Source organism: Streptomyces katrae (assembly GCF_000966975.1).
Taxonomy (GTDB): domain Bacteria; phylum Actinomycetota; class Actinomycetes; order Streptomycetales; family Streptomycetaceae; genus Streptomyces; species Streptomyces katrae.
The window spans coordinates 16330-29188 of sequence record NZ_JZWV01000077.1 but is presented as its reverse complement, the minus strand read 5'-3'; the positions used below and the strand labels follow the sequence as shown (position 1 = coordinate 29188).

Below are 12859 nucleotides of genomic sequence, written 5' to 3'. Positions count from 1 at the left end.
GCACGGCTCGGTACGGTCCGCCCCATGGACACCTCGTCTCCGGCGGTCTCCTCGCCACCCTGATCTCCCCGCACCGGGAGCAGCCCCGGTCCCTGGTGCTCGGCGCGAACGGCCCGGCCGTGTGTGGAATACCGTACGGTCCACGCCAGTTGGGGGCCGGTGGGCGCCGGCCCTCCCGCCCGGCCGTACCCCGCGCACGGCTCGTGCCGCACCCATCGCGATTGGACATCCACATGCGCTACGCAGTTCTCGGCACCGGAATCGTCGGCCGTACGGTGGCCGCCCGCCTGGCCTCCCTGGGCCACGAGGTGGTCATCGGCACCCGCGACCCGCGGGCCACCCTGGACCGGGCGGAGTACGCCGAATGGCAGGAGGCCCACCCGTCGATCGGCCTCGCCGCCTTCCCGGAGGCCGCACGGCACGGCGAGACCCTGGTCAACGCCACCGGCGGACGGGTCAGCGTCGAGGCGCTCACCGAGGCCGACGCCGCTCACCTGCAGGGCAAGGTCCTCATCGACATCGCGAACCCGCTGGACTTCTCCCAGGGCTTCCCGCCCCGCCTGGACCCGGTCGACGACGACAGCCTGGGCGAGCTGATCCAGCGGACCTTCCCGCAGCTGCGGGTGGTCAAGACCCTCAACACCATGAACTGCCAGATCATGGTCGACCCCGCCCGGGTCCCCGGCGAGCACTCCGTCTTCCTCTCCGGCGACGACGCCGACGCGAAGAAGGCCGTCCACGACCTGCTGGCCTCCTTCGGATGGCCGGACGGCTCGATCATCGACCTGGGCGGTATCGAGACCGCACGCGGCACGGAGATGCTCCTGCCGCTGTGGCTGCGCCTGATGAAGGCCCTGGGGCACACGGACTTCAACTTCCACATCCAGACGGCCCGCCCCTCCTCCTGACCCGGCCGCCCGGCACGGACGGGGGCGCAGATGTTGCCGCGCCCCCGGCCCGTGCGGAGGGTGGGGGGTGACGGAGGGAGCCGCACATGAGGGTGATGCTCAGGGCCCACCTGGACACGGCCGCCAGCAACGAGGCCATCAAGACCGGGGCCCTGGTCCAGGCCCTGAGGAAGTTCCTGGACCGGATCCGGCCGGAGGCCGCCTACTTCGGTCTCCACGAGGGCGTGCGCTCCTGCTGGATCGTCTTCGACCTCCAGGACAGCGCCCAGGCCCCCCTGCTGACCTGGGACCTGTTCAGCCGCTTCCACGCCGAGATCGACATCACCCCGGTCATGACCGGGGAGGAGCTGACCGAGATCCTCTCCGAGGTCCGCATCCTGGCCTAGGCCGCCCCCGCCTCCGCCCGGCCCCTTCCGCCCGCGGCCGCCGCCGGCACCGCCTCCCGCACGGGGAAACGCGGAAGGCCCCGGTCCGCTTTCGCGTACCGGGGCCTTCCCACAGGGTGAGTGACGGGACTCGAACCCGCGGCCACCTGGACCACAACCAGGTGCTCTACCAACTGAGCTACACCCACCATGTCCGGTCGTGGAACGACCGGCCGAAGAAAAGGGTACAGGGTCCGGGAGGGTGCTCGCTCCCCCCTTTCCCCGTACCCCCTGCCGAGGCGTCCCGGCGGTCCTACTCGCCGGCGACCACGTGCTTGGCGGCGATCGCCTTGGCCGTGTCCGAGTCCGGGCCCGGCTGCGGGACGAAGACCGCCTCGCGGTAGTAGCGCAGCTCGGCGATGGACTCCTTGATGTCCGCGAGCGCCCGGTGGTTGCCGTTCTTCGGCGGGCTGTTGAAGTAGGCCCGCGGGTACCAGCGGCGCGCCAGCTCCTTGACCGAGGACACGTCCACGATCCGGTAGTGCAGGTGGGCCTCCAGCGCCGGCATGTCGCGCGACAGGAAGCCGCGGTCGGTGCCGACGGAGTTCCCGCACAGCGGCGCCTTGCGCGGCTCCTTGACGTGCTCACGTACGTACGCCAGGACCTGTGCCTCGGCGTCGGCCAGGGTCGTGCCGCCGGCCAGCTCGTCGAGCAGGCCGGAGGCGGTGTGCATCTCGCGCACCACGTCCGGCATGTTCTCCAGGGCCGCGTCCGGCGGGCGGATCACGATGTCCACGCCTTCGCCGAGCACGTTGAGCTCCGAGTCGGTGACCAGCGCGGCCACCTCGATAAGTGCGTCGTCCGTCAACGAGAGCCCGGTCATCTCGCAGTCGATCCACACCATGCGATCGTTCATGCGCCCCACCTTATGCCGAAGGCCCCCCGCGGTGGTGTCCGGCCGATGCGGGGGGCCTTCGTCATGCGCCTTCCGGATGTTCCGGGCGGCGGCCGCTACGCGTGCTCGCGCAGCACCCGGCCCGGTGCGTACAGCTCCGTCACGCTGGGACCGGAGGCGGCCAGGGCCGCCGCGGCCCGCTGGGGCTGCGGGGTCCGCTGGTGCGGCAGCGCGGTCCCGGAGATCTCCGACACGGGGGCGTCGCTGCCCTGCGGCCGGCGCGCCCGGTAGGCGGAGCGGTAGGCGGCCGGGGAGGACCCCAGCTGCCGGCGGAAGTGGCCGCGCAGGGCGACCGGGGAGCGGAAGCCGCAGCGTCCGGCGACCTCGTCGACCGAGTAGTCGGAGGTCTCCAGCAGCCGCTGCGCCTGGAGCACCCGCTGGGTGATCAGCCACTGCAGCGGCGCGCTGCCGGTGAGCGAGCGGAACCGCCGGTCGAAGGTGCGCCGGCTCATGTAGGCGCGGGCGGCCAGCGTCTCCACGTCGAACTGCTCGTGGAGGTGCTCCAGCGCCCAGGCGACCACCTCGGCGAGTGGGTCGGCGCCGATCTCCTCGGGCAGCGACCGGTCGAGGTAGCGCTCCTGGCCGCCGGTGCGGCGCGGCGGGACGACGAGCCGGCGGGCCAGTGCCCCGGCGGCCTCGCTGCCGTGGTCCGTGCGCACGATGTGCAGGCACAGGTCGATTCCGGCCGCGGTGCCGGCGGAGGTCAGCACGTCGCCGTCGTCGACGAAGAGCTCGCGCGGGTCGACGTGGACGGACGGGTAGCGCTTGGCCAGCGTCGGCGCGTACATCCAGTGCGTCGTCGCGGGCCGGCCGTCGAGCAGCCCGGCGGCGGCGAGCACGAAGGCTCCCGTGCACAGGCCGACGATCCGGGCGCCCTCCTCGTGCGCCAGCCGCAGGGCGTCGAGCGCCTCCGGCGGCGGCGGGGAGGTGATGGAGCGCCAGGCCGGGACGACGACCGTGCCCGCCCGGGCGATGGCCTCCAGTCCGTACGGCGCGGTCAGTTCGAGCCCGCCGGTGGTCCGCAGCGGACCGTCTTCCCCGGCGCACACGAGCAGCCGGTAGCGCGGCACTCCCGCGTCCTGGCGGTCGATGCCGAACACGGACAGCGGAATGGAACTCTCGAAGATCGGGCCGCCGCTGAACAGCAGCACGGCGACGATCTCTCTGCGGCGACGCCCCGCGAGCTTCCTGCCCGCGTCGGCGATGACTGCGGTGGAATCCTGGCTCATGGCGCTAAGCCCCCCTTGGGTGTCGCGACTCCTTGGTCTGGTCGCACCTGCACGTTTCCCCTCGGCCTTGCACGTGGATCCCCCGCCGTAAATACATGATCGAATCTACTGCGTCCCGTGGTGTCGGCGTGACAAGTTCAGCACGCAGCGCTATGTCGACTTGGCAACTTGGCGAAAAGCATTCGATCAGTAAGCGTTCCACTCCGCTACCCGCACGGGAACCTCACGATCCGGTCGTGGCCAGTACCCATGGGGTGTTTTCGCCCCCTTCGCTCTGTCGTCGCTGGTGGTAGGGGGGTTGGGGGGACATTCCGGCAAGGGAAGCGTTCAGTCCGGAAGTTGGCTGAAAACAGCCGGGTGTGTACGTGCGAATCGGTCAGTCGTGAGGGGAAGGGCCCAGGGAGCCGTGGCAGCCGCGGTGGGCGCCGGACCCGCTGCGGGAGTGCCGGCCGCGGTGCCCGTGCGCGAGCGGCTCGTCCGCCGGCACCCGCGCGGCGGCCCGCCCCGTCTTCTCGGAGTGCCGCAGCAGCACCCGGCAGGCGGCCGTGACGGCGGCCAGGCCCAGGGTGGCCACGGCGGCCCCGCCGTACGAGGTCCCGTAGACCACCAGCACCACCGGCACGAGCAGGCAGCTGAAGGCGGCCCAGCGCACCACGTCACCCGCGGGGTCGTCATGCGGCCGGGCGGATGAGGACCGCACGGACGGGTGAAGCGGACGGGGGCGCCCGGAGGGGGCGGGCGGTGTCGGCGGAGCGGGCTGGACGGGCGGGACGGGGTGAACCGGATGACCGGGCACGGCGTACTCCCTGCGGGCTCTTCCTGGACGGTCGGACTCCTGTCCAACGCCCGCGCACAGGTCCCGGTCACTGCGCGCACGGGTGGCGCGGGGGCCTTCCGTCACTGGCTGTAGGGGACAGCGGCCATTGCCAAGGGGGCTCCGCTCCGGCATGCTCCCTTGGACGCTCTCCAAGGGCGGCAAGCCCTGTCCAGGACGGGAGTGTCGCCGTACCCTGGTGGGTAAGGGCTTGGAAAGATGCTTCCAGGACAGAACTCCGTCACGCAGCGTCGCCAAAACGCCCGCCTCGTCGTCAGAAAGCCCGAGTCGCCGAAACCGCCCCTGTCGCTTCCCCCGAGGACTCTTCGCCGAGACATCCATGGCCGGTCACGAATTCTTCGAACCCGCGGACCGCAAGCGCAAACATCACCTCGCCGATTCCGTATCGAGCGACCTGCGCGCGGTGGAACAGACACGCCTGCCCTGCGACCCTGCCTTCCGGCACGGGGTGGTGGTGGGCTTCGACGGCTCCACGTCCAGTGAACGCGCCCTCGCGTACGCGATCGGCATGGCCCGGCGCTCCGGCTCCGGCCTGATCATCGTGCACGTGGCGAACCGGCTCCCCACCACGGTGTGGGCCGGCTGCGAGCCACCGGTCTTCGTGGACGTGCCGGACCACCGCACCGAGGTGCTGGGTCTGGAGCTCGCCTGCGCGGACTACCTCTCCGAGGTGCCGTGGATCCTGGTGGAGCGGGGCGGGGACATCTGCCACGAGCTGGAGGAGGTCGGCCGGGAGTACTCGGCTGACGCCATCGTGGTCGGTTCCACTCATGGCCTCGTCGGCCGGATCTTCGGCTCGGTCGCGGGACGTCTGGCCAAGCGGGCGCAGCGACCGGTCGTTGTCATTCCGTGACCCTCTGTATTCCGGTTGTGCGGTTGTGTACCTGTGTAAAGGGTAGATAAGTGCTGCTGGGACGCAGCAAACAACTGCAGATCGAAGGGAGCCCGCCGTGGACAATGGTGTCTCTGCGGGAAGCACGGCCTCGACTTCGACCCTGGGGAACATCGCCCTGGGTCTCACCCTTCTCGCGTTCGGTATCGGCCACACCGGCGTCCTCTCCGGTGTCACCGCCGCCAACTCCGTGTCGCTCGCGATGTACGTCGGCGGCGCGGCCCTCTTCCTCCTCGGCCTCCTCGAGTACCGCGGCGGCAACGGGTTCAACGGCACCGCCTTCGCGGGCCTGGGCATCTTCTGGTTCACCTGGGCCAAGGGCGCGGGCGCCTCGGTGTCCGACGAGGCGGCCGGAACGTTTCTGGTGCTCTTCGCGATGCTCGCGCTGACCCTCACCCTCGCCGCCGCGAGCGGCCTGTTCGGCCAGGGCGTCTACGGGCTGCTCACCCTCGCCCTCGTCCTGCTGGCCATAGCCTCCTTCGCGGACAGCGCGGGCCTGGCCAAGGCGGGCGGCTGGGTCGCGGCCGTGTCCGGCCTGCTGGCCTGGTACGGGGCCACGGCGTCGCTGGCGCACTGGCCGCTGGCCCTCGGCAAGGCCTCCGGAAGGGGAGCGGTCGCGGCGGGCTGAACCCGCCCGCACCGCGGGCTCCACGGGCAGGGGCGCCACCGGAGTGACCGGTGGCGCCCCTTTCGTGTGCCGTGGGTGCGGCGGACGCGGCCGCTACTCGACCGTGACCGACTTCGCCAGGTTGCGCGGCTTGTCGATGTCCCGGCCCAGGGCCAGGGCGGTGTGGTAGGCCAGCAGCTGGAGCGGGATGCCCATCAGGATCGGGTCCAGCTCGTCCTCGTTCTTCGGGACGAGGATCGTGTGGTCGGCCTTCTCCTGCACCCGGTGGGCGACCGCGAGGATCCGGCCGCTGCGGGCCTTGATCTCCTCCAGCGCCGCGCGGTTCTTCTCCAGCAGGTCGTCGTCCGGGACGATCGCGACCGTCGGCATCGCCGGCTCGATGAGCGCGAGCGGGCCGTGCTTGAGCTCGGAGGCCGGGTAGGCCTCGGCGTGGATGTAGGAGATCTCCTTCAGCTTGAGGGAGGCCTCCAGGGCCACCGGGTAGCCGCGCACCCGGCCGATGAACATCATCGACTTGGCCTCGGCGTACTCGGCCGCCAGCTTCTTGATGTCCTCCTCGCCCTCCAGGATCTCCTGGATCTGGGCGGGGAGCTTGCGCAGGCCCTCGATGATCCGCTTGCCGTCGGCGACGGACAGGTCGCGGATGCGGCCCAGGTGCAGGGCGAGCAGGGCGAAGGCGGTGACGGTGTTGGTGAAGCACTTGGTGGACACGACGCAGACCTCGGGGCCGGCGTGCACGTACACGCCGCCGTCGGCCTCGCGGGCGATGGCGGAGCCGACGACGTTGACCACGCCGAGGACGCGGGCGCCCTTGCGCTTGAGCTCCTGCACCGCCGCGAGCACGTCGTAGGTCTCACCGGACTGGGAGACGGCGATGTAGAGGGTGTCGGGGTCCACGACCGGGTTGCGGTAGCGGAACTCGGAGGCCGGCTCGGCGTCGGCGGGGATGCGGGCGAGGCTCTCGATGAGGCCGGCGCCGATCAGGCCCGCGTGGTACGAGGTGCCGCAGCCGAGGATCTTGACCCGGCGGATGCCGCGCGCCTCGCGCGGGTCCAGGTTCAGGCCGCCCAGGTGGACGGTGGAGAAGCGGTCGTCGATCCGGCCGCGCAGCACGCGGTCGACCGCGTCGGGCTGCTCGGAGATCTCCTTGTGCATGTAGGTGTCGTGGCCGCCCATGTCGTAGGAGGCGGCCTCCCACTCCACGGTCTCGGGCGTGGCGGTGGTCGTCGTACCGCTGGTGGTGTACGTGCGGAAGTCGTCGGCCTTGAGGGTGGCCATCTCGCCGTCGTCGAGGGTGACGACCTGGCGGGTGTGGGCGACGAGCGCGGCGACGTCCGAGGCGACGAACATCTCCTTCTCGCCGATGCCGAGGACGACGGGGGAGCCGTTGCGGGCGACGACGATGCGGTCGGCGAAGTCGGCGTGCATGACGGCGATGCCGTAGGTGCCCTCGACGACCTTGAGCGCCTCGCGGACCTTCTCCTCCAGGGTGACGGCCTGGGAGCGGGCGATCAGGTGGACGAGCACCTCGGTGTCGGTCTCGGAGACGAAGACGACGCCGTCGGCCTCCAGCTTGGCGCGGAGCTCGGCGGCGTTGTCGACGATGCCGTTGTGGACGACCGCGACCTTGTTCTCGGCGTCGAGGTGCGGGTGCGAGTTGATGTCGCTCGGCGCGCCGTGGGTGGCCCAGCGGGTGTGGGCGATGCCGGTGGTGCCGGCGAAGCGCTTGGGGACGCGGGACTCCAGGTCACGGACGCGGCCCTTGGCCTTGACGACCTTCAGGGCGGCCGACTTCGGGCTGTTGACGACGATGCCCGCCGAGTCGTAGCCGCGGTATTCGAGCCGCTGGAGGCCTTCCAGCAGCAGTGGTGCCACGTCGCGCTTGCCGATGTAACCGACGATTCCGCACATACGGTGTTGCCCCTCCTGAAGTTCGGTGTCCGTGCCCGGACGCGTACCGGCCCCGTGCGGGGCCCGTCACGGCTGGAGACGATGCGGCGTCTCAGCCGTAGACGATGCGGCGCAGCTGCCGGAGCGAGAGCTCCGGGGGCGCCACGGCGCGGTGCGGCAGTTCCGCCGCGATCCGCTCGAAGATCTCCGCGTTGACCGCCCCGCCGGACTGCAGCTCGCGGTGGCGGCGACGGACGAACTCCTCGGTCGTCTCGTCGAAGTAGGCGAGCACGTCGAGCACCACCCTGGCGGCCTCGCCGCGCTGCAGCGCGGTGGTGCGGACCAGGTGGTCGACGAGTTCGTCATGGGTCGGTCGGCGGTCGAGCACCAGTAGATATTGACGGCCCACGGGCAGAAACGCAAAGATCCTGCCCGGAATCGGGCAGGATCATGCTGGTCTGGACCAAGGAATGGGTGATTCCGGTCTCGTTTGGTTAGAAGCCACCCAAAATGGCAGCCTTCGCCGCCGAGAACTCGTCCGCCGTGAGGACCCCGCTCTGGTGCAGCTCCCCCAGCTCGCGCAGCCGCCGCAGCAGGGTGTCGTGGTCCGCCGGCTCGCCCGCCAGGGCGGGGGCCGCCTGTTCCAGGGGGACGGGGGCGGCGATCTCCCGGGCCGGCGCCGGGACCGGGGCGGGGGCAGGGGCCGCCGGGTGGGGCATCCGCACCGCGACCGCCGCCGCGACCAGGGCCATCAGCGGGTCCTTCTTGAAGCCGAAGAGCTCCACCGTGCAGGGGTCGTACTTGGGCGCGGGCGCCGGCGGGGCACCCGTGAGGGTGAACCGCAGCCAGCCGTTCTCCAGCCCCTTCGACGGGGCCCACTCCACCGACCGCACGTCCGCGACCCGGAACTCGCGCGGACCGCCCGAGGCCTTCGCGTCCTCGGTGGTCCAGTTCCAGTCCAGCACCACCCGGTCGCCGTCGAAGGCCGCCGTCCCGTCGCCCGCGCCGACCGTGATCGGCACCGCCGGGCCCGGCAGCAGGTACGCGTCCGAGGGGCCGGGGTCCACCCCGTCCAGCAGCAGGGCGTTGCGCACCTCGTCCACGAAGTACTCGGCCACCCCGGCCCGGTCGGCCTCCACGCTCAGCCGGTACGGGTCCGAGGACTCCGGCAGCCGCCCGCCCGTCACCTGCAGCAGCGGGTCCGCGCCGTCCCGCAGGCGCAGCCGCAGCCGCCCGGCCTTGCGGCCCGGCTCGTAACTGATCCCCCCGATCGCGCGCAGCGGCACGACCACCTCACCGAGCTGCTGCCGCAGCAGCCCCACCCCCTTGTCGCGGCCCGGCACGATGCGCACCGTGTCCCCGTCGAAGGTCCAAGTACCGTCCTTCTGGATGATTTCCGCCATCCGGGCATTCTCCCACCGGTCCCACGGTGCCCGGCTGGAGGCCGTCTGGCCTATACCTGGGCGCATGAGAGTCCTGCGCCGCACGCTCGGCACCCTCTTGGCCCTGGCCGCCGCCTCCTCCTGCGCCGCCCCGCACCGCGACGACGCCAAGCCGGCCGCCTCCGTCGTCCTCACCCCCTACGAGCGGCTCCTGCCGGCGCCCGCGTCCGTGCGGGCCGAGGGGCCCGGCTACGCCTTCGGGGCGGGCACGGTCATCCGTACGGGTGGCCCGGGCGCCCCGGAGGAGGTCCGGCGGATCGGCGAGCTCCTCGCGGAGCAGCTGCGCGGGCCGACCGGGCTGCCCCTGCCCGTGGTGGACGGGGCGGGCGGCCCGGGCGGGCCGGGCGTCGAGGACGGTGACGGGGTCCGGCTGCGGCTCGACGGCGGGGCCGCGGAACTGGGCGAGGAGGGCTACCGGCTCCGCACCACCCCCACCGGCGTCACCCTCACCGCCCGCACCCCGGCCGGCCTCTTCCACGCCGGCCAGACACTGCGGCAGCTGCTGCCCGTGCGGGGCGCGGGCACGGTCCCGGGCGGAACCGTCACGGACACCCCCCGCTTCGCCTACCGGGGAGCCATGATCGACGTCGCCCGCCACCACTTCCCCGTGGAGCAGGTGAAGCGGTACGTCGACCAGCTCGCCCAGTACAAGATCAACACCCTGCACGTGCACCTCACCGACGACCAGGGCTGGCGGATCGCCGTCGACTCCTGGCCCCGGCTCGCCGAGTACGGCGGCGCGAGCGAGGTCGGCGGCGGCCCCGGCGGCTCCTGGTCCAAGGACGAGTACCGCGACCTGGCCGCCTACGCCGCGGACCGCTACGTCACCCTCGTCCCGGAGATCGACATGCCGGGCCACGTCAACGCCGCCCAGGCCGCGTACGGCGAGCTGACCTGCGACGGCAAGGCGCCCGCGCGCTACACGGGCATCAAGGTCGGCTTCAGCTCCCTGTGCGTGTCCAAGGAGCGCACGTACGAGTTCATCGACGACGTCCTCGGCGAACTCGCCGCCCTCACCCCCGGCCCCTACCTCCACATCGGCGGCGACGAGGCCCACTCCACCCCGGCGGCGGACTACGCGCGGTTCATGGACCGCGCCCAGGCGGTGGTGGCCCGGCACGGCAAGACGGTGATGGCCTGGCACCAGCTCGCCTCCGCCCGCCCGGCACCGGGCGCGGTCCTCCAGTACTGGGGCCACGACCGGACACCGGCCGCGGAGAAGGCGGCGGTGGCCGCGGCCGCCAGGGCGGGCCACCCGGTGGTCCTCTCCCCGGCGGACCACGCCTACCTGGACATGAAGTACGACAAGCAGACCCGCCCGGGCCTGGCCTGGGCCGGCTACGTCCCCGCCCAGCGCGCCTACGCCTGGAACCCGGGCTCCTACCTCCCCGACGTCCCCGAATCCGCGGTCCTCGGCGTGGAGGCCCCGCTCTGGACGGAGACCATCTCCACCCGCTCCGACTGGGAACTGATGGCCTTCCCCCGCCTCCTCAGCCTCGCGGAACTCGCCTGGTCCCCCTCCACCGCCCTCGACTGGCCCGCCCACCGCCAACGCCTCGCCGCCCAGGGCCCCCGCCTGGACGCCCAGGACATCACCTACTACCGCGCCCCGGAGGTCCCGTGGCCGTAGCCGGCCGGGTCAGCCCGTGCGGGGTGCGAGCTGTCCGTGGCTCGGGTAGACGTGGGCCGGGGTGACGCGGGGACGGCGGGGGCAGCGGGATGGCCCCGGCCCGACGCCGATCGCCCGACGAGCCTCCGAGGCGCACGGCCTGACCAGGCGTCACTGTCCTGACTGGTCCGACTGGTCAGTGCCTGAGCCCTTCTCGGGGGAGTGGGCCTTCTCCAGGAGCGTCTTGAAGGGTGTCTGGTCCATGGAGCCGCGTGCCAGCAAGAGGCCGTACCGATCGATGAGGCGTTGCCTGAAGTGGGCGTCACGGGAGTCGAGGGTGATTCTGTTGCCCGGCGGCGAGATGGAAATGTCTATGCGCGACCAGTTGCCGAACGACACCTTCCACGTGCGTATGTATTGCTTGCCCCAGGCGATGTTGCGGATCTCGCTGCTGTTCGAGATTCTGGATCCGTCTATGTATTCTACTTTCCCGGGTTCCTTGGGCTTCCAATTTTCCAGCGCCTTGGCGAAGGTTCGGGATTGTCCGTACGCGGCAGGGAGTGTCATCCTGTCTCTTCTGATCGCGTACACCTCGGTCTGGGCCTTGAGCGTCTCGTACTTGAGTTTGTCGGGATCCTTGATGTCGACGACCGAGTCCTGTGATATCTCTTCCCCCGGGTCCAGCTCGCGGCCGGCCGGCGTGACAAATTCACCATCGTAGATCAATTTGAAACTGGGGTTCCTGGTCTGGGTGATGTCGTTCGCGGGTCCACCGTGGACCCAGTAGATACTGCCGAGGATGTATACAGGGACGCTGCCGTTGTTCTTCACGTAAGCGTGGACCGTCACGCGCAGGACCGACCTGGCGCTGTCCAGGCTCGCCTCCCTGAACTCGGCGCCACTCATGATCAGCGGAGCGGTCACGGTGGGCACGTAGAGCTGTGTGTACGCCAGGTTGATGCCGGCGATCAGGGTGGGGACGATCGCGCCGATCGCTATGCGCCGGGGGTTGCGGAGTCCCTTCCATGCCCGGGACCTGATGAGTTCGATCCCGGCCACAATGGACCCCGCGAGGAAGGAGATCGCGATCACGGTCCAGCCGGTGAAACGCTCGCCGATCTGCAGGAAGAGGAGTGAAGAGCTGCAGAGGAACACGATCGCGACTCCGGCCAGAACGAACGGTCCTGAATAGCTCCTTTTTCGCTGGTGCCAGTAATCGAGAGTAGCCCCTGCGGCAATCAGCTCCACGAGGCCCGCAGCCAGTATCGAATATCCGGCGAGCCGCTCGCCGAAGGTCAGGGCGCGCTGGCTGTCCATCCAGCCGATCCTGAGGAGCAGTCCTGCGGTCAACAGGAAGCCGATGAACATGAGGCTGCCGATTATTCGCCGCTGCGCCGTTCTGTCCGGCCAGGAAAGGCTGTCACCGCCGAGCCAGTGGACGGGGTGTCCGGGCATCAGCCCGGCTTGTTGCAGCAGTTTTCGGAGTTCCCCGGGGGACCGCACCTTGCCGGCGCACTTGCCGTTGATCGAGACCTTGCGCCAGCCAAGGTCATCAGGCGGCCCTACGGTTACGTCGGGCATGTTCGCCATGACACCAGCCTGCCGCTTGTTCGCGGAGGGCGCCTCTGGTGCGGGTACGGCCCCGCCGTAGCGGGGCCACACCCGTCCGGGTGCGCAGGGCAGGGCCTTGGGCGAAGCTGGTCATGACGTGTTGGTGTCGCTCGTCCTCACAGGAGCTCCCATGCGTACACGACTTCTCACTTTCATCGCCGCTGCGGTCCTGGCCGTTCTCGGCGCCCTGGCGCCCGCTGTGCAGGCTGCCGCACCCGGTATCGACGAGCCGGGCTGCACGGCCGGCGGAGGAACCGTGCAGTACGACCCCGGTTCAGGCCGGTGGATCTGCGCGGGTGGCAGTCACGACGGCGAATCCATCAACTGACCACCTCGTTGCCGGGCTCGGCAGCCGCGTACGCTTCGGGCCATGCAATCCGGAAGATCCATAGCCCTGCTCATCGGCGCGTCCCTCCTGGTGAGTGGCTGTGCACGCGCGTCCGTGCCCGCGTCGCCCTCCGAGGGGTCCGCCCCGGCGGCGGCCGCTGTGGGGGG

The 12859-nt window shown here is 70.9% G+C and carries 13 protein-coding genes and 1 tRNA gene; 6 read left to right on the top strand and 8 right to left on the bottom strand.

The window, feature by feature from the left end:
* The first annotated feature begins 233 nt into the window (after positions 1 to 233).
* Positions 234 to 908 (top strand): NADPH-dependent F420 reductase, encoded by a 675-nt coding sequence (locus VR44_RS04280; protein ID WP_045946002.1) that lies wholly within the window; start codon positions 234 to 236, stop codon positions 906 to 908.
* A gap of 86 nt (positions 909 to 994) precedes the next feature.
* Positions 995 to 1294: a hypothetical protein gene (locus tag VR44_RS04275; RefSeq protein WP_045946001.1), complete on the top strand. Its 300-nt coding sequence runs from the start codon at positions 995 to 997 to the stop codon at positions 1292 to 1294.
* A gap of 115 nt (positions 1295 to 1409) precedes the next feature.
* Here the strand turns inward: VR44_RS04275 and VR44_RS04270 are convergent.
* The 4 genes from VR44_RS04270 to VR44_RS04255 all read right to left on the bottom strand — a co-directional run bounded on the left by VR44_RS04270 (position 1410) and on the right by VR44_RS04255 (position 4157).
* Positions 1410 to 1482: transfer RNA gene (locus tag VR44_RS04270), tRNA-His, on the bottom strand.
* A 104-nt stretch (positions 1483 to 1586) separates the two neighbouring features.
* Positions 1587 to 2189, bottom strand: a complete 603-nt coding sequence (orn, locus tag VR44_RS04265) for an oligoribonuclease (protein WP_045946000.1) — start codon at positions 2187 to 2189, stop codon at positions 1587 to 1589.
* A gap of 95 nt (positions 2190 to 2284) precedes the next feature.
* Positions 2285 to 3457: a helix-turn-helix domain-containing protein gene (locus VR44_RS04260; RefSeq protein WP_045945999.1), complete on the bottom strand. Its 1173-nt coding sequence runs from the start codon at positions 3455 to 3457 to the stop codon at positions 2285 to 2287.
* A 376-nt stretch (positions 3458 to 3833) separates the two neighbouring features.
* Positions 3834 to 4157, bottom strand: a complete 324-nt coding sequence (locus VR44_RS04255) for a hypothetical protein (RefSeq protein WP_045945998.1) — start codon at positions 4155 to 4157, stop codon at positions 3834 to 3836.
* A gap of 454 nt (positions 4158 to 4611) precedes the next feature.
* On the opposite strand from VR44_RS04255, the gene VR44_RS04250 reads away from it, so the two are divergent.
* Both VR44_RS04250 and VR44_RS04245 read left to right on the top strand, forming a co-directional pair.
* A complete protein-coding gene (locus VR44_RS04250; protein ID WP_045945997.1) occupies positions 4612 to 5145 on the top strand; it encodes a universal stress protein in 534 nt (177 codons plus the stop codon).
* Positions 5146 to 5242: 97 nt separating this feature from the next.
* The gene (locus VR44_RS04245; protein ID WP_045945996.1) at positions 5243 to 5812 is read left to right on the top strand and encodes an acetate uptake transporter; all 570 of its coding nucleotides are present in this window, start codon (positions 5243 to 5245) and stop codon (positions 5810 to 5812) included.
* A gap of 93 nt (positions 5813 to 5905) precedes the next feature.
* Here VR44_RS04245 and glmS read toward each other — a convergent pair whose 3' ends face one another.
* The 3 genes from glmS to VR44_RS04230 all read right to left on the bottom strand — a co-directional run bounded on the left by glmS (position 5906) and on the right by VR44_RS04230 (position 9105).
* The gene (gene glmS / locus VR44_RS04240) at positions 5906 to 7723 is read right to left on the bottom strand and encodes a glutamine--fructose-6-phosphate transaminase (isomerizing) (protein WP_045945995.1); all 1818 of its coding nucleotides are present in this window, start codon (positions 7721 to 7723) and stop codon (positions 5906 to 5908) included.
* 91 nt (positions 7724 to 7814) lie between these two features.
* Positions 7815 to 8090, bottom strand: a complete 276-nt coding sequence (locus VR44_RS04235) for a hypothetical protein (RefSeq protein ID WP_045945994.1) — start codon at positions 8088 to 8090, stop codon at positions 7815 to 7817.
* A gap of 106 nt (positions 8091 to 8196) precedes the next feature.
* Entirely contained in the window at positions 8197 to 9105 is a 909-nt protein-coding gene (locus tag VR44_RS04230) for a DUF4429 domain-containing protein (RefSeq protein ID WP_045945993.1), read from the bottom strand.
* A 64-nt stretch (positions 9106 to 9169) separates the two neighbouring features.
* Here VR44_RS04230 and VR44_RS04225 point away from each other — a divergent pair, with 64 nt between their 5' ends.
* Positions 9170 to 10774, top strand: coding sequence for a beta-N-acetylhexosaminidase (locus VR44_RS04225; protein ID WP_045945992.1), 1605 nt, complete (start codon positions 9170 to 9172; stop codon positions 10772 to 10774).
* A 150-nt stretch (positions 10775 to 10924) separates the two neighbouring features.
* On the opposite strand, the gene VR44_RS04220 is transcribed toward VR44_RS04225, so the two are convergent.
* Complete coding sequence (locus VR44_RS04220; protein WP_157880214.1) at positions 10925 to 12343, bottom strand: hypothetical protein; 1419 nt, start codon at positions 12341 to 12343, stop codon at positions 10925 to 10927.
* A 151-nt stretch (positions 12344 to 12494) separates the two neighbouring features.
* Here VR44_RS04220 and VR44_RS44780 point away from each other — a divergent pair, with 151 nt between their 5' ends.
* Positions 12495 to 12692, top strand: a complete 198-nt coding sequence (locus VR44_RS44780; protein ID WP_157880213.1) for a hypothetical protein — start codon at positions 12495 to 12497, stop codon at positions 12690 to 12692.
* Positions 12693 to 12859: the final 167 nt, after the last annotated feature.